Genomic DNA, 16,464 nt, shown 5'->3' with positions numbered 1-16,464 from the left:
GCCGCCCGGAAACAGGTTGCTTCGCAGCAAGGTCAATAAAAATGTCCGTGCAGATCGTTCGTCAGTCCCTTCATCTGTCGCTGGTGGCGCCGCTCCGGGAGATGATCCTCCAGGGCGAGCTGCGGCCCGGCGAGAAGGTGCCCGAGGAAGAGCTGTGCGAGCGCTTCGGCGTCTCCCGCACCCCCATCCGCGAGGCCCTGAAGGTGCTGGCCGCCGAGGGCGTTCTTCAGATCCTGCCCCATCGCGGCGCCATCGTCGCCCGCATCACCGAGGAGCAGATCGCGGAACTGTTCCCCATCATGGCCTCGCTGGAGCGCCTCGCCGGCCAGATCGCCTGCGAGCGCGCCACGGCCGCCGATATCCGCCGCGTGCGGGACCTGCATGATCGCATGATGGCCAGCTATCAGAGCGGCGAGGAGGCGGACTATCTGCGCTGCAACCGGCAGATCCACGAAGCCTTCTTCGAGATCGCCGGCAATGCGACGCTCTCCGCCTTCTACCAGCAGATCCTCACCCGCATCCACGCCTGCCGCTTTGTCATGCGCAAGACGCCGGAGCACTGGCAGGCGGCCGTGGCCGAGCATGAGGCGATGATGGCCGCACTGGAGGCCCGCGACGGCCCCCGCCTCGCCGGCCTGCTGGAGACGCATGTGACCGGCACCACCTCCGGCATCGCCCGCGCCTTCATCGAGCGTACGCGCGCGCCCGAGCCCGAGGCGCCGGCCGTCAGCCGCTCCCCGGTGGGCCGTGCCCCGGTTGGTCGTCCGCGCAAGGGGCGCCAGAAGCAGACGGCCTGAGGCCGCAGCGCACCGAAATCCCACGGAACCCCAAGGTTCCAAAAACCCAACGGAACCAGGGTTCCGAAACCCCACGGAACACTAGGTTCCGGCAGGCAAAACCGGCCACTGGCCGACAAACATAATTATTAATTGAAAATGCAGTTTGCATTTCAACACGGGAGGAACGACCGATGAGCGATGTACTGGATCAGACCCGTCCGGGTGCCGGCGTCCGTCCGCAGCGGCAGACCGAGGGTGCCCCGCCCGCCCGTCCGCTTCCGCTCACCGGCGTGCGGGTTCTGGACGTCAGCCAGGTCATGGCCGGCCCCTACAGCTGCATGCTGCTGGGCGATCTCGGCGCCGACGTGATCAAGATCGAGCCGCCGGGCACCGGCGACCAGACGCGCGGCGCCATGGGCTTCAAGATGAAGGGGCCCGACAGCATGGGCTTCCTCAACATGAACCGGAACAAGCGCTCGGTGGCCATCAACCTCAAGAGCGAGGCCGGCCGCGAGGTGTTCTACAAGCTGGTGGAGACCGCCGACATCCTGGTGGAGAACTACCGGCCCGGCGTCATGAAGAAGCTGAAGTGCGATTACGAGACGCTCAGCAAGATCAACCCGCGCCTCGTCTATGCCTCCATCTCCGGCTTCGGCCAGACCGGTCCCTGGGCGGGCCGGCCGGGCTTCGACCTGATGGCGCAGGCCATGTCCGGCGTCATGAGCGTCACCGGTCATCCCGGCGGCCCCCCGGTGAAGGCGGGCGTGCCGGTGGCGGATATCGGCTGCGGCCTGTTCGCCACCTATGCGGTGCTCGGCGCCTATATCGGCGCCAAGAACACCGGCGAGGGCCAGTATGTGGACGCCTCCCTGTTCGAGGCGGCGCTGGCCTTCTCGGTGTGGGACATCTCCGAATACTGGGGACGCGGCACGCAGCCCATTCCCCTCGGTACCGCCAACCGCATGAGCGCGCCCTATCAGGCCATGAAATCGAAGGATGGCCATTTCGTCATGGGCGCCACCAACCAGAAGCTCTGGACCCAGCTGTGCGAGGTGCTGGCGCGCCCCGAACTGCTGGAGGATCCGCGCTTCAAGACCAATCCCGACCGCCTCGCCCATCGCGAGGAACTGGTGGCGGAGCTGGAGAAGAGCTTTGTGACACGCACCTCGGATGAATGGGTGGAGCATCTGCTGGCGGTCGGCATCCCGGCCGGCACCATGTATTCCTATCCGGAAGCCTTCGAGAGCGAGCACGGCCAGCATCGCCACATGCGGATGGAGATCGACCATCCCATCGAGGGCAAGGTGTCCAACATCGGCTTCGCGGTGAAGCTCAACGGCACGCCGCAGCAGGTGCGCCTGCATCCGCCGCTGCTCGGCGAGCACACCGCCGACGTGCTGGGCGAGATCGGCCTCGATGCCGGCGCCCTCGACGCCTTCACCGCCCGCGGAGCCTTCGCCCCATGACCAGCGCCACCACCCATGCGCCCGTGAGCCCCCCCACCGAAGGCACCGTGCGGCTGGAGATCGCGGGCGCCATCGCGCGCCTCACCTTCGATCGCCCCGCCGCCCGCAACGCCATGACATGGCGCATGTATGAGGAGCTAGCCGCCGCCTGCGCCGCCATCTCCGCCAATCCCGCCGTGCGGGTGGCGGTGCTGCGCGGTGCCGGCGGCAAGGCCTTCGTGGCCGGCACCGACATCGACCAGTTCCGCGCCTTTTCCTCCGGCGACGACGGCGTCGCCTATGAGGAGAAGGTGGAGCTGTATGTGAGCGCGCTGGAGAGCCTCAAAGTGCCCACCATCGCCGTGGTGGAAGGCTGGGCGGTGGGTGGCGGCATGGCGCTGGCCAATGCCTGCGACTTCCGGGTCGCCACGCCCGGCGCGCGCTTCGGCGTGCCCATCGCCCGCACGCTGGGCAACTGCCTCTCCGCCGCCAATGTGCGGCGGCTGGTGGGCGCGCTCGGCGTCGGCATCGTCAAGCGCATGCTGCTGCTGGCCGAGATGCCAACGGCCGAGGAGCTGCCTCCCGGCTACCTCGCCATCGTGGCGCCGGACGCGCTCGACGCCCATGTGGATGATCTGGCCACCCGTCTTGCGGCCAATGCGCCCATCACGGTGCAGGTGAGCAAGGAGATGCTGCGCCGCGTCGCCCTCGATCCGGCACCGGAGGATGCGGAGCTGATCCGCCGCACCTATGGCAGCGCCGATTTCCACGAGGGCGTGGACGCCTTCATGGCCAAGCGCCCGCCGCAGTGGCGGGGCGCGTAGGAGCGGTCCGTACACGGCACATCGGGCGTTCCCGTCCGATGTGCAGTGCGGCATGAGCACACCGCAATCGGCACTGCTGCGTCCATCGGTGGCATCCTTTGCCGGCTGCCACCGTTCCGGCCCGGCGTATCGTCGCCCCGAGGCGCATTTCATGCCGCTTGCCGTTGGGTTTCTGCTCAGTTTCGGCTACTCGTGCTCATCCGCTCTCCCCGGAGGGCGGACAGGGAGCGTCCGCGCGCCGGAACCGGCGCACGGAACCGTCAAAAGCACATCGGAGAAGGGACGGCCCTGAGGGCCGCAGCTAAGATGCATCGCAATCGTCGCGCTAAGATCGTTGCCACCGTCGGGCCCGCCAGTTCGGACCCCGCGATGCTGAAGGCGCTCCATCTCGCGGGCGTCGACACCTTCCGCATGAATTTCAGCCATGGCACGCAGGAGGACCACGCCAAGGTCCACGCCGCCATCCGCGCGCTGGAGACCGAAGTGGGCCGCCCCATCGGCATCCTGCAGGATCTGCAAGGCCCGAAGATCCGCGTCGGCACCATCAAGGACGGCAAGTTCACGGTGAAGGCCGGAGACAAGGTGCGCTTCGTGCTCTCCGGCGCCGATGGCGATCCCATGTCCATCCCGCTGCCCCATCCGGAAATCTTCGCGGCCATCGCGCCGAAGCAGGATCTGCTCATCGATGACGGCCGCGTGCGGGTGCGCGTGACCTCGCTCGGCGCGGAGAGCATCGATGCCGAGGTGATCATCGGCGGCACCATTTCCAACCGCAAGGGCGTGAACCTGCCCGGCACGCTGCTGGACCTCTCGCCGCTGACCAAGAAGGACCGGGCCGATCTGGAATTCGGCCTGTCGCTGGGCGTGGACTGGGTGGCGCTGTCCTTCGTGCAGCGCCCCTCCGATCTCATCGAGGCGCGCGGCCTCATCGGCGATCGCGCCGGCATCATGTCCAAGATCGAGAAGCCGCAGGCGCTGGACCATATCGACGACATCGTGCGGCTCTCCGACAGCATCATGGTGGCGCGCGGCGATCTCGGCGTGGAGATCCCGCCGGAGGACGTGCCGGGCCGCCAGAAGGAGCTGGTGCGCGCCTGCCGCCTCGCCGCCAAGCCGGTGATCGTGGCCACCCAGATGCTGGATTCCATGGTCGCCGCCCCCGCCCCCACCCGCGCCGAGGCGTCCGACGTCGCCACCGCCATCTATGACGGCGCGGACGCGGTGATGCTCTCCGCCGAGAGCGCCAGCGGCCAGTATCCGCTGGAGACGGTGCAGATGATGGACCGCATCATCCGCTCCACCGAGCACCACAAGCTCTATCCCTCCATCCTCGCCGCCAATTCGGTGGACGAGGAGCATTCCCCGCCGCACGCGGTGGCCGCCGCCGCCGCCACGCTGGCGGAGAATATCGAGGCGGTCGCCGTGGTGGGCTTCACCTCCAGCGGCACCACCGCCGCGCGCATCGCCCGCAAGCGCCCGCCGGTGCCGATCGTCGCCATCACGCCCGATCCGGCGGTGGCGCGCCGCTGCACCCTGCTGTGGGGTGCGCACAGCGTGCTGGCCAACGATGTCTCGTCCTATGAGGAGATGGTGGCCACCGCCAAGGCGACGCTGCTGCGGGAGGATCTGGCGAAGGAGAATGATCTGGCGGTCATCGTCGCCGGCATCCCCTTCGGCAAGGCCGGCAGCACCAACAACCTGCGCGTGGCCCGTGTCGGCCGGGACTGAGCCCTAAGCAGGGCTGAGCCAGATCAGGCGCTGCACTGAGCAACGGATCCCCCGCCCAGCGGGCGGGGGAGGCCGGATCGCGGCGCCGGTCCCCCGCGGCGTCAGAGACGCGGCGCACTCTGGGGCCTGGACGAGCTCTGGTGCGTCTGCTGCGCCGCAGCTTCCATCTGTTTCAGTGCCGAGGTGCCGTTGGCGAGCTTGGCGCCATTGTCGCTCAGCACCACGCTCAGCGCGTGCAGCTTGCTGCGATCGGCCTTGTGGGGCGTCACGTTGGCGGCGATCACCAGCGCCTGCCCCATCTCCACCGCCCGGCCATAGACCTTCATGCGGCCCGGCTGGAAATCGGCAGAGATGTTGGCGCAGCCGGGATCGAGCGACTTGCAGGGCTGCATGCCCCGGGGGCCGAAGGCCCAGATCAGGCGGCTGTTGTCGGGAAAGCGGAAGGACGGCGGGCCGTATTTCTCCTCCAGCGAGCGCAGCACATCGGCCACCTGCGGCGCCGCCAGCACATCGGGATAGATGACCGCGCGATCAACGCCCACCAGCGCGCCGCCATCCGCCGGGGTGGCGAAGAACAGCGTCAGGCGCTGGCCGCCGCCGCTGGCCTCCAGCCTGTCCAGATAGGAGGCGGACTGCACGCGCACGCCGCGATAATTCATGGTGAGCGAGCTGGTGGTCTCCTTCGCCTCGACGCCGGCGACCTCCTTGGCCAGCAGCGCCCGCGCCTCGGCCTGCGGCATGCCGGGCCGGAAGCCGAGCACATCCTGCGCGCCCGGCCGGGGCTCCACATCGGCCTTCAGCACCACCTCTTCCGCGTGCGACGCGGCCGGAGACAGCAGGAGCGCGGCACAGAAGACCGAGATGCAGAAGCGTCGTGTAAAGATCATATTGCGTGACCCACCCTCAAGCAGAACATGGCTGAAGGTCACGAACCACAGGCCAACCCTGATTTCCAGCGCATTCCAGATCAGGAGCGGACTTTTATATCATACTACCTACGCTGATGAGCAGATGTTCATGACATCCGGGGTATCTGATCGCAGGACAACCATAGGTCGACAGCAACCCAGCAACATGCGCGGAGGCGTTACCCGGCGCTCCGAGACCGTCTTCTGCCGGTCGCCACGGAGCCCCCGCACCCTCGCCCGCTGTTGATCAACCCGTCATCCGGCCGCGAGCCTGTGCCACCACCAGTCGGAAAGATCGGGCCGCGCCTCGAAATAGGGGCGCCAGTCCTCGAACCAGTCCTGCGGATCGCACGGCACGCCCCGGTCATAGGGGCGCAGGCGATCGGTGACGCCCTTCTCGCCGGTGCGCCGGAAGGCGGAGGGCTCGCCGGGGCCGGGCACGGTGAAGGTGGCGGCATCCGCGCCTTCGATCCGCTTTTTCTGATCCAGAAACCAGACCTTCGCGCCATCGGTGGCATAGCCCTGCCCGAGCATGCGAAACCCGGCCGGGCGGGCGCCGGTGAGGCGCGCACCATGGAAATAGACCGCCTCGCGATCGCGGGCGACGGAGCTGCCCTGCGTGAGGAAATCGCAGGTGCTGTCGCGATAGTTCAGCCGCACCGAAGGCACGATGGCGAAGGCCTCCGGGCTCTTGCTGCGCAGGATTTTTCCGGTGATGTAATAGGCCTGGTTGCGGTCGCGGGCATAGGCCAGATTCAGCGGCTCGAAGCTCGCCCGGTCCACGCCCTCCTGCACATACCAGTAGAAGGTGTTGCTGGCGCCGAACTGGCCCTGCCCGTAGACGTGATCCCTGTCCAGCAGCCAGCGCCCGCCCTTGGCCTCGAAACTCTCCGCATGCACGGCAAACGGCTTGCCCTGCCGGTCGCTGAGCGGGCGACCATTGAAATAGACCGTGCGCCCGTCATGGGTGTAGCAGCAGAGCGTCGCCTCGGGATGGGCGGCGATGAAGCTGTAGGGCCAGTCGCAGGCCGCGAAGGGGCCGATGGCCGGCTTTCGCCGCACCGCCTCGCGGATCTGCCCCGCCACCGCCTGCAGATCGGCCGCGCCTTCGGCCTTCAGGCTCCAGCGCGGCCCGAGCACGAGGGGCAGGATCTGCCCATCCTCCAGCCCGCCGAAATAGTCCCGCCGGTAGCTGTCGCCCAGCCCGTAGGAGAACCAGCGATAGGCGGCATGCAGCAGCTCCCATTCGGCCGGGGAGAGGCCGATCAGCGGCAGCACTTCATCCGGACTGCGGCCCGTGGCCAGATAGAGGTTCGCCGCCTCGAAGGTATCGTAGGGGATGACCGGAACGGTGTGCGCGCCCACCGGAAATTCGGACCTCTCGACCATTCCGGTCTCCCTGTCTTCAGCCGGGAGCACGATGCACGAATGACCGCCGATTGCCACCCGGAAGGCCCGGAGAGGTGCACTATTATATCATGATACCAACGACATAGAGACCATTCCCGCAGGAACGATCCCTGATGGAGGAAACCCGCTTCAAGCTGCATGAGACGGAAAAGGGGCGCGCCGGCTTCGGCACGCCCCTTATGATCATCTGCTCACATACGTCTGTGCCCGGTCCATGAAACGGGGGCGCGCCATAACAGTGCGCCCCCTGATCGCAGGCTCAGAGCGGCTTCAGTCCGGCCTCGATGGCGGCGCGCTGGCCTTCCAGGAAGGGCGGCAGGGAGAGACGCTCGCCGAGCGTCGCCTGCGGCTCGTCGGCGGAGAAGCCGGGCGCGTCGGTGGCCAGTTCGAACAGCACGCCGTTCGGCTCGCGGAAATAGAGGCTGCGGAAGTAGTAGCGATCCACCGGCCCGGAGGACGGCACGCCCAACTCCTTCAGCCGCGCGTTCCACAGCTCGTAATCCTCGAAGGTCGGCACGCGGAAGGCCACGTGATGTACGCCGCCCGCACCCGGCCGTGCCGGCCCCGCCTTGGGATCGACCCGCACATGCAGCTCGGCCGCCGGCCCGCCCTCGCCCATCTCATAGACATGGGTCGTCACCTGATCAGCATCGGTGAAGCTGCGCACCTCGCGCATGTTGAGCAGCAGCTTGAGGACGGCGTCCGTGCCCTTCAGGTCCGGCACGCTCATGGTGATGGGGCCGAGGCCGCGCACCTGCATGTCCGCCGGCACCGGGCTCTTGCCCCACGGCACGCCCGGCCCCTGCCCGCCATCGGCGACAAGGCTCAGGCGCTGGCCCTCGCGGTCCTCAAGATCGAGCGTCGGGCGGTTGTCGCGCAGCACGATCTCGCCATGGGAGACGCCGAGGCTCTTCAGCCGCTCCTGCCAGAAGCCGAGCGCCGCCTCGTCGCGGACCCGCAGCCCGGTGCGCGAGACGGTGTGGTTGCCACGCCGCTCCTTGCCCACCGGCCAGTCGAAGAAGGTGATGTCGGTGCCCGGATTGCCCTCCCCGTCCGCATAGAACAGGTGGTAGGCGGAGGTGTCGTCCTGGTTCACCGTCTTCTTCACGAGCCGCATGCCCAGTGTGTCGGTGTAGAACTTGTGATTGTACGGCGCATCGGCGGACACGGCGGTGAGGTGGTGGAAGCCGGTGAGCGTGAGGTCGATCTTTTCCATCTTGCGGTCCTCCGGGCGGCGGGACGCTGGAGCCTGATCCGATCGGGTTGGGACAACCGGATCGATGAATCAGCCTCCAAGACTCTGCCCAATGTGCCATCGCGCGGACATGTCCCTGGCCATTCGTGGCCATACCGGGCTGTCCGCTCGGGGCGGTGTGCCGGGCCTCGTGCTGGGGCACGGGGCCGGCGGGTGATGACCCATTACGTAGTCTCACCCGACGTTGCGCGGAAGACATCATCGATGGCGCCCGGGCAAGCCTTCATTGCACCTGCGCAATATCGGAACAGGCCCAGACTTTTGTGCCAAACCGTGGCCATGGGCGTGCCATGTGCACCTGTCCCTGTGCGTGTGTGCCAACGCAGCGTTGCACATTGGGCGGCTTGCGGGGGCGGCCTCCTGCGGCTAGAGGCATGGCCATGGCCTATGCGGTGAAAGAGATGTTCAAGACCCTCCAGGGCGAAGGCGCCCAGGCGGGCCGGGCGGCGGTGTTCTGCCGCTTCGCCGGATGCAACCTATGGTCGGGGCGCGAGGAAGACCGCGCCGCCGCCGTCTGCCAGTTCTGCGACACCGACTTCATCGGCATGGACGGGGAAGGCGGCGGACGCTTCCGCACGGCCGGGGACCTGGCCCAGCGCATCGCGGACGTGTGGGGCGACACAGGTGCGGGGGGCAAGCCGTACGTGGTCTTCACCGGCGGCGAACCCTTGCTGCAGATCGATCCGGAGCTGATCGCGGCGGTCCATGCGCAGGGCTTCGAGATCGCCATCGAGACCAATGGCACATTGCCCGCGCCGGAGGGGATCGACTGGATCTGCGTCAGCCCCAAGGCCGGTGCGGACCTCGTCCAGACCCGTGGCAGCGAGCTGAAACTGGTCTATCCGCAGCCCACTCTGCTACCGGAAACGGTGGCCGATTTCGTCTTCGACCACTATTTCCTGCAACCTATGGATGGTCCTGCCCGGCTGGAGAATACGCAGGCGGCGGTGGCCTATTGCCTCGACCACCCGCAATGGCGTCTCAGCCTGCAAACCCATAAGATGATCGGCATTCCGTGACCGTGTCCGAGCCGAATTCGCCCACAACCTCAAAGCCTTGAGAGCGGCCCTATGAAGATCACCCAGGCCTTCACCTTCGAAGCCGCCCACCGCCTGCCCAACGTGCCGGAGACCCACCGCTGCTTCCGCATGCACGGCCATTCCTACCGGGTGGAGCTGGTGCTGGAAGGCCCGGTGGGCGAGACCTCTGGCTTCGTGGTTGATTTCTTCGACGTGGAAGCCGCCTTCGGCCCGGTGCTGCGCCAGCTGGACCATTATTGTCTCAACGACATCAAGGGGTTGGAGAACCCCACGGCCGAGCATATCGCGATCTGGATCTGGGAGCGCACCAAGCCCCTGCTGCCGGAACTCGCCACCGTGCGGGTGTTCGAAACGCCGCTGTCGTGGGCCGAGTACGAAGGCCGCTGAGCGGCCTTCCATGGGCGGAATACGAGGGGCGCTCAACGCCCCTCGCCTCACCTATCCTTCTGCAAAGCCTCAGAATTCCGAGAAGGCCTTGAGCTGCCCGGCGATGAAGTCGCGGGTGGTGGCATCGGTCAGCTTGCCGTCGGCCACCAGCGTCTGCACCTTGCCCACCATCACCTCCGGCACGTTGAAAACACTGGCGTCGAGGAACACCAGCATCTGCCGCAGGTGATACTGCGCCCGCGCCCCGCCGAACACGCCCATGGACGCCGACTGGATCAGAACCTTCTTCTTTGCCAAAGGCTTGGTGGGCATGCGCGACACCCAGTCGATGGCATTCTTCAGCCCGCCGGGCACCGAGTAATTGTATTCCGGGGTGACGATGATCAGCCCGTCCGCCTTGGCGATGCGGGCCGCCGTATCCTCCACCACGGGCGGAAAGCCCCCGGCCTGTATGTCCGCGTCATAGATGGGAAAATCGGCCACGGAGGGCAGAAAATCGAAGGTGGTGCCGGCCGGCGCCAGCTCCGGCAGGGTCCGCGCCACCATTGCATTGTAGGAGCCCTTGCGCACGCTCCCCACCCACACAGCCCAGGTCGCCATAGCCCTTCTCCTTGCTTGCTTCTTGCGCAAGGGAAAGCCGCCGGAGCGGCAGCCGGTTCCCGTGCCCGACGCCATGCTAGAGCGTTGGCACAACAATGCCACAGGCCCCGGTCGGAAAGCGGCCGGATCAGCCGTTTGTGACTGCCGGACCGTGCAACCTCAAGCCTTTGCGGCCGCCCACAGGTGTCGCATGTAGGTGGCGGCGAAGGGCATCACATCGGGGGTGATATCGGCCGGCGCGGCGACCACGCGCATGTCGGACAGTTCCGGATGCACCTGCCCCGCCAGCCCGGCGCGCACGCGCGAAGCCAGTATCTGCGCGGGTTCGCGGGTCACGAGACGGCGCAGCACCGCCACCCGGCGCTGGTCCAGAACCAGCGTCCAGCCCCGGTCTTCGGCGATGTCCTCGAAGGTGAGGCCGGTCTCCTCGGTCAGCTCCCGGCGCATGCTGGCCTCGAAATCCACCACGCCCTGGGGCGTCACATCGGAGAGGTCCGGCGTCCCGCAGGGGAAGTAGACTTTGCCGGCAGCAGCGGTCCAGTCGCCCATCACGCCGAGCAGGAAAGCGCCCTCCGGCCCTTCCAGCGCGGCTGCGCCAAAGGCATTGTAAACATTGAATTCCGGCCGCCAGCCATGGTCCCGCCACCAGAGGAAGGACGCGAAATCAACCTCGATGAAACGCCCGGTCAGCAGGTCGCCGTCGAGGCTCAGATGCCGCATCACCAGCACCCGCCCGTTCCAGATCTGCGGCGTCTCAACCTTGCGCCGGGCGAAGTGGGCGTCGATCTCGGCCCGGTGCGCCTCGGCCTCGGTCCAGATGCCCGGCTCGACCTTCAGATCGAGCCGGGAAACCGGGAAAACGCCTTCAATGGCAGGCGTATAGCTCACGCGGCGGTGCCGAGCTTGGGATAGTCGGTGTAGCCCTTGGCGCCGCCGCCATAGAGGGTGGCCTGATCCAGAGCGGCGAGCGGCGCATCGCTGCGCAGACGCTCCACAAGATCGGGATTGGCGATGAACGGCCGGCCGAAGGCCACGAGATCCGCCTTGCCCTCGCCCAAAGCCTTATCAGCCAACGCCTTGTCGTAGCCGTTGTTGACCATCCAGGTGCCGGAGAAGCGCTGGCGCAGCGCGTCGAAATCGAAGTCCGGCGCCACATCGCGCGGGCCGCCGGTGGCGCCCTCGATGGTGTGCACATAGACCGGCTTCAGCGCATCCAGCTTCTCGACCACATAATTGAACAGCGCCTGCGGGTTGCTGTCCTTCAGGTCGTTGGCCGGGGTCACGGGCGAGATGCGGATGCCGACCCGCTTGGCGCCGATCTCGGCGATCACCGCTTCCATCACCTCCAGCAGCAGACGCGCGCGGTTCTCGATGGAGCCGCCATAAGCATCGGTGCGCTTGTTGGCGCCATCACGGAGGAACTGGTCCAGCAGGTAGCCATTGGCGGCATGCACCTCGAAGCCGTCAAAGCCCGCCTCGATGGTGTTGGCGGCAGCCTTGGCATAAGAGGCGACGAGGCCCGGCAATTCGGAGGTCTCCAGCGCACGGGGCTCGGAAACGTCGGTAAAAGCGTTGTTCACGAAGGTCTTGGCGTTGGCGCGAATAGCGGACGGCGCCACCGGCGCGCCCCCGCCCGGCTGCAGCGAGCTATGGGAAATGCGGCCCACATGCCAGGCCTGCAGGAAGATGCGACCACCGGCGTCATGCACCGCCTTCGTTACCTGCTTCCAGCCGGCGATCTGCTCCGGCGAATGGATGCCGGGCGTGTCCTGATAGCCCTGCCCCTCTGGGATGATCTGGCTGGCCTCGGAGATCAGCAGGCCGGCGCTGGCGCGCTGGGCGTAATATTCGGCCGTCAACGCCGTCGCCACCATGCCCGACCCCGCGCGGTTGCGGGTCAGGGGCGCCATGACGATGCGGTTGGGAAGGGTGAGATCGCCGAGGCGGTAGGGCTCGAACAAAGACGCGCTGCGGGCCGACATGGGCAGAACCTTTCGTGACGCGGCGGGGCGGGATGCGGGCATGGCCCAAGGCATCCGCCGGAACACCGCAAGGGTGGGCATATGACGGTCACATAGGCCGCCCCCGGCCAAGTCCAAGACGCGGATTTGGAAAAAGCGGCGTTCCTACAGGCGAACAATGTTCTTACGAAAGGGCAGCCCCCAGCCCTCGGGCATCCGGCTCAGATGTGCAGCACGCCCTCGGCCACCACCACCGCAGAACCGCCGATGGTGACTTGCGTGAGCTTGCCATCCTTCACCGTGAAACCGAGGTTGATGCGGCTGGGGCGGCCCATCTCGAAGCCCTGATCGATGCGCACCCGGTGCTTGGCGTCGATGCGGGTTTCCGCATCCAGCAGCACCGCCGGAAAGGCGGCGGCCGCAGCGCCGGTGGCCGGATCTTCGATGGAGCCGATACCCGGCGAGAACATGCGGGCGCGGAAATCCGCATCGCCTTCATCGTCAAGCGTATAGAGCAGCATGGCCTCGCCATAGGCCCCGAGATTGCGCACGAAGGCGCTCTCATCGGGCCGGGCGCGGGCGAGCGCGGTCAGGCTCGCCACCGGCACGAACAGGAAAGGCACGCCGGCCGAGGCCACCACCGGGCGGTGGGCGTCGAAGCCGATGTCGGACACGCTGAGGCTCAAGGCATCCGCACAGTCCTTGCGGGAGATCTCGGCCTCTTCCAGCACGCTCTGGCGTGGCGCGATGAAGGTGGCGGCGCCCTTGCGTGAACCGGCACCTTGCGTGGACACCTCCGCCTTCACGATGCCGACCGTCTCCTCGATCAGCATGGTGCCGGCGTCGAGCCTGCCTTCCAGCGCCAGCGCCACCGCCGCACCCACTGTGGGGTGTCCGGCGAAGGGCAGTTCGTGGGCTGTGGTGAAGATGCGCAGCCGGGCGGTGTTGGAGCCATCGCGCGGCGGCAGCACGAACACCGTCTCCGAGAGGTTGAACTCGCGGGTGATGCGATGCATGGCGGCATCGTCGAGCCCCTGCGATTCCAGCACCACGGCCAGCGGATTGCCGCCCAGCGGACGATCGGTGAAGACGTCGAGGATCACGTAGCGGCGCGGCATGGGGCGGGTCCGGCGATTCCAGCAATCTGAAGGTCTTGTAAATTAGACCTTAAATGCTCTCCGCCGTGAAGACATGGCTTGGCCGTACGAACTCTTCCTGCGCATCCACCAACAGCAATTCGCGCGAACCAGCCTGATGGGTGCGCGACAGCAGGCCATAGATGGAGGACGCCGCCGCCGCCAAGGCCAGCGCGGTACTGCCCGAGCGCTTCCAATGGAAGAAGAACAGCGCCGCGATGGCGTCCCCCGCCCCGTTCGGGCTCACATCGAGGCGCGGGGTGCGCACGAGGAAGCGCCCGTCCGGCCCCGAGGCCATCAGGTCGATGGACTGCTCCGGCGTCTCGGCGGTGACGAGGCTTGTGACGAGAATGACCTTCGGACCACTCGCATGCAGCACGTCGCAGGCGGCGGCGGCTTCCGCGCGGGTGCCGGCGGGCAGGTTGGAGAGCAGCTCCAGCTCGAACTGGTTGGGCGTGATGACATCGGCGGCGGGCACCGCCTGCTCGCGCATGAATTCCGGAATGCCGGGGCGCACGAAGATGCCGCGTCCCACGTCGCCGATCACCGGGTCGCAGCAATAATCAGCACGGGGATTGGCGGCGCGGACCTTGTCCACCGCATCGAGGATGGCAGCCCCGATATCCGCCGAGCCCATGTAGCCGGACAGCACGCCGTCGCAGCGACCGAGCTGGCCGCGCTCGGCGATGCCGGCCACGAGGTCGCCGATCACGGCGGCCTCGAACACCTGCCCCCGCCACGCGCCATAGCCCGTGTGGTTGGAGAACTGCACCGTATGGATCGGCCACACCTCCACGCCAAGCCGCTGCAGCGGGAAGACGGCGGAGGCGTTCCCCACATGCCCGAAAGCCACATGGGACTGAATGGACAGGATATTCATCGGCAGGCCACGGATGATGACTCTGCGCGCCGGTTAACCCGTGGCGCGCCGCAGCACAAATGGATTCTGCCGTTGAGGGACTTCTTCCCGCAGCGTCAGCTGCCGGAGGGCGGCGTGAGTTCCCGCCGCGAGATGCGCGCCACCAACGTGCGCGGCAGCAGGCGGGCACCGAAGATCAGCAGCTTGTTGACGAGGCCCGTCACCACCACGGGCTTGCCCGCCATCAGCGCTGCATAGCCCTCCGCAGCCACGCTCCGGGCATCGGCGATGGGTCCGTTGAAGGCGCGCGTGCCGCCGATGCTGGCCCGGTCGGCGAAGCGCGTGTGCGTCGGGCCGGGGCAGAGCGCGGTCACGGTGACACCGCTGCCCCGCGTCTCCTCCGACAGAGCCTCGGACAAGGAAAGCACATAGGCCTTGGTGGCGGCATAGACGGCGGAGAACGGCCCCGGGGCGAAACTGGCGGTGGAACCCACATTGAGCATGCGGCCGGAGCCGCGCTCCAGCATGGCCGGCAGCACCGCCTTGGCCAGCAGCGTCAGGGCCGTGATGTTGGTGGCGATCATCGCCTGTTCTTCCGCCACACTCGAGCGGGCGAAGGGGCCATAGCCGCCGAAACCGGCGTTGTTGATGAGGATATCGGGGGCAAGACCAGCCGCGAAGGCGCACGCGGCATGCGTCTCCTCCGGGTCCGCCAGATCAGCCGTGCGGGTTTCCACCACGGCGCCCGGCACCTCCCGCCGCAGCGACACCGCCGCAGCCTCCAGCCGGGCCGGATCGCGCGATACCAGCACCAGCCGATAGCCGTCACGGGCCAGCAGCAGCGCCAGTTCATAGCCGATGCCAGTGCTGGCGCCGGTGATGAGGGCGATGGGCTGGCCGGCCTTGGGCGTCGCAACCGCATCCTGCGATGAAGGCATCGAACTCCTCCCGATCCGTACTGCTCAGCCTATCATGGGAAAGCTGTACCGGACGCAAGGTCATGGGGCTGGTTCGAGGCTTGCTGTCCCACGCAATCCGCTTGCGACGTCCCGTCCCGCATGCGACGAGCCTGCGTTCTCTCGATTCCGTGATCGCCGTGCCACGCTCCCGTTCGCTCCTCGCCCCCCTCTGCCTCGCAGCCGCCCTCCTTTCCACCCCGCTCGCGGCTGCGCCTGTCTGCTATGCGCCGGATGTTCTGCGCGCCGTGCCCGGCGAGGAAAAGGTGCAGCCGCACACCACCTCCGGGAATACGCTCACCGAGCGCCTGCTGCCCACGCCGCAGCCGGTGCCGGCGGCGCTTTCCGGCTCTATCCGGCGTGTGACCCTGCCGGCGGGCGTGAAGATGGTGGCCCTCACCTTCGACCTGTGCGAGGCCTCCAGCGAAGTGTCCGGCTATGACGGCGCGCTGGTGGATTACCTGCGCGAACAGAGCGTTGCCGCCACCTTCTTCGCCGGTGGCAAATGGATGACCAGCCATCCCGCGCGGGCCTCCCAGATCATCGCCGATCCGCAGTTCGAGGTGGGCAACCACACCTGGTCCCACGCCAACATGAGCGTCACCTCGGGTGCCTCCATGGAGCGGCAGGTGGAGGATGCGGACATGGCCTTCGCCAACCGCCGCGCCGGAGCGGAGGCGGCGGGCTGCCGCCTGCCGCAGGTGCCCGAGCGCACCAGGCTATTCCGCTTCCCCTATGGCTCCTGCTCGCCTCAGGCTATGGCCTATGTGAACGAGACCGGCCATCTCGCCATCCAGTGGGACGTGGATTCGGGCGATCCCGCCTTCCTCGGCGCCAAGGGCATGGCGCAGAGCATGCTGAACGCCATCAAGCCCGGCTCCATCGTGCTCATGCACGCCAACGGGCGCGGCAAGCAAACGGCAGAAGCCCTGCGCATCCTCATCCCGGCGCTGAAGGCCAAGGGCTACCAGTTCGCGACCGTGAGCCAGCTTCTGGCCGCCGGTACGCCTGTGATCGCCAGCACCTGCTATTCCGAGCGCCCCGGCGACACCAGGGTCTATGACGATGCCGCCCGCGCAGGGCGGCGCGTTCTGCCGGTGCAGTAAGCCACGCGAATCCGATAGCTTGCAGTGCAGCAGGCGCATCCGCGCCTCTCCTGCCGCCAGCACGAAGGCC

General features: G+C 67.3%; 16 protein-coding genes. 7 read left to right on the top strand and 9 right to left on the bottom strand.

Annotated features, from left to right (window positions below; all coding sequences use genetic code 11):
* Positions 1-41 precede the first annotated feature (41 nt).
* The 4 genes from IEW24_RS03065 to pyk all read left to right on the top strand — a co-directional run bounded on the left by IEW24_RS03065 (position 42) and on the right by pyk (position 4,776).
* A complete protein-coding gene (locus tag IEW24_RS03065; RefSeq protein ID WP_188575293.1) occupies positions 42-797 on the top strand; it encodes a GntR family transcriptional regulator in 756 nt (251 codons plus the stop codon).
* A 173-nt stretch (positions 798-970) separates the two neighbouring features.
* Positions 971-2,245: a CaiB/BaiF CoA transferase family protein gene (locus IEW24_RS03060; RefSeq protein ID WP_210324119.1), complete on the top strand. Its 1,275-nt coding sequence runs from the start codon at positions 971-973 to the stop codon at positions 2,243-2,245.
* On the top strand, positions 2,242-3,048 hold the full coding sequence (locus tag IEW24_RS03055) for an enoyl-CoA hydratase/isomerase family protein (protein ID WP_188575292.1): 807 nt from the start codon (positions 2,242-2,244) through the stop codon (positions 3,046-3,048). Before IEW24_RS03060 ends, IEW24_RS03055 begins: the two co-directional genes overlap by 4 nt.
* 306 nt (positions 3,049-3,354) lie before the next feature.
* A complete protein-coding gene (pyk, locus tag IEW24_RS03050) occupies positions 3,355-4,776 on the top strand; it encodes a pyruvate kinase (RefSeq protein ID WP_188575290.1) in 1,422 nt (473 codons plus the stop codon).
* Positions 4,777-4,877: 101 nt separating this feature from the next.
* Here the strand turns inward: pyk and IEW24_RS03045 are convergent, their stop codons facing one another.
* The 3 genes from IEW24_RS03045 to IEW24_RS03035 form a co-directional block, all read right to left on the bottom strand.
* Complete coding sequence (locus IEW24_RS03045) at positions 4,878-5,663, bottom strand: hypothetical protein (protein WP_188575288.1); 786 nt, start codon at positions 5,661-5,663, stop codon at positions 4,878-4,880.
* Between the two features lie 276 nt (positions 5,664-5,939).
* Complete coding sequence (locus tag IEW24_RS03040) at positions 5,940-7,073, bottom strand: DKNYY domain-containing protein (protein WP_188575286.1); 1,134 nt, start codon at positions 7,071-7,073, stop codon at positions 5,940-5,942.
* A 280-nt stretch (positions 7,074-7,353) separates the two neighbouring features.
* Complete coding sequence (locus IEW24_RS03035; RefSeq protein ID WP_210324145.1) at positions 7,354-8,301, bottom strand: ring-cleaving dioxygenase; 948 nt, start codon at positions 8,299-8,301, stop codon at positions 7,354-7,356.
* A gap of 428 nt (positions 8,302-8,729) precedes the next feature.
* Between IEW24_RS03035 and queE the strand changes: the two genes are divergently transcribed.
* A complete protein-coding gene (queE, locus tag IEW24_RS03030) occupies positions 8,730-9,368 on the top strand; it encodes a 7-carboxy-7-deazaguanine synthase (RefSeq protein WP_188577299.1) in 639 nt (212 codons plus the stop codon).
* A gap of 51 nt (positions 9,369-9,419) precedes the next feature.
* Complete coding sequence (gene queD, locus IEW24_RS03025; protein WP_188575281.1) at positions 9,420-9,776, top strand: 6-carboxytetrahydropterin synthase QueD; 357 nt, start codon at positions 9,420-9,422, stop codon at positions 9,774-9,776.
* A 69-nt stretch (positions 9,777-9,845) separates the two neighbouring features.
* Here queD and IEW24_RS03020 read toward each other — a convergent pair whose 3' ends face one another.
* From IEW24_RS03020 to IEW24_RS02995, 6 genes are all read right to left on the bottom strand, one after another.
* Positions 9,846-10,376: an NADPH-dependent FMN reductase gene (locus IEW24_RS03020; RefSeq protein WP_188575279.1), complete on the bottom strand. Its 531-nt coding sequence runs from the start codon at positions 10,374-10,376 to the stop codon at positions 9,846-9,848.
* 159 nt (positions 10,377-10,535) lie between these two features.
* Complete coding sequence (locus IEW24_RS03015; RefSeq protein WP_188575277.1) at positions 10,536-11,264, bottom strand: NUDIX hydrolase; 729 nt, start codon at positions 11,262-11,264, stop codon at positions 10,536-10,538.
* The gene (locus IEW24_RS03010) at positions 11,261-12,358 is read right to left on the bottom strand and encodes an alkene reductase (protein WP_188575275.1); all 1,098 of its coding nucleotides are present in this window, start codon (positions 12,356-12,358) and stop codon (positions 11,261-11,263) included. The genes IEW24_RS03015 and IEW24_RS03010 overlap by 4 nt, the downstream gene beginning before the upstream one ends.
* Before the next feature lie 200 nt (positions 12,359-12,558).
* A complete protein-coding gene (locus tag IEW24_RS03005) occupies positions 12,559-13,455 on the bottom strand; it encodes a PhzF family phenazine biosynthesis protein (RefSeq protein ID WP_188575273.1) in 897 nt (298 codons plus the stop codon).
* A 49-nt stretch (positions 13,456-13,504) separates the two neighbouring features.
* Positions 13,505-14,353 (bottom strand): pyridoxal kinase PdxY, encoded by an 849-nt coding sequence (gene pdxY, locus IEW24_RS03000; RefSeq protein WP_188575271.1) that lies wholly within the window; start codon positions 14,351-14,353, stop codon positions 13,505-13,507.
* A 95-nt stretch (positions 14,354-14,448) separates the two neighbouring features.
* On the bottom strand, positions 14,449-15,270 hold the full coding sequence (locus IEW24_RS02995; RefSeq protein WP_188575269.1) for an SDR family NAD(P)-dependent oxidoreductase: 822 nt from the start codon (positions 15,268-15,270) through the stop codon (positions 14,449-14,451).
* A 158-nt stretch (positions 15,271-15,428) separates the two neighbouring features.
* Here IEW24_RS02995 and IEW24_RS02990 point away from each other — a divergent pair, with 158 nt between their 5' ends.
* A complete protein-coding gene (locus tag IEW24_RS02990) occupies positions 15,429-16,394 on the top strand; it encodes a polysaccharide deacetylase family protein (RefSeq protein ID WP_188575267.1) in 966 nt (321 codons plus the stop codon).
* Positions 16,395-16,464 lie beyond the last annotated feature (70 nt).

It is taken from the genome of Azorhizobium oxalatiphilum (genome assembly GCF_014635325.1).
Lineage (GTDB): Bacteria > Pseudomonadota > Alphaproteobacteria > Rhizobiales > Xanthobacteraceae > Azorhizobium > Azorhizobium oxalatiphilum.
The sequence above is the reverse complement of the archived record's forward strand: the minus strand, read 5'-3'. Positions and strand labels throughout refer to the sequence as shown.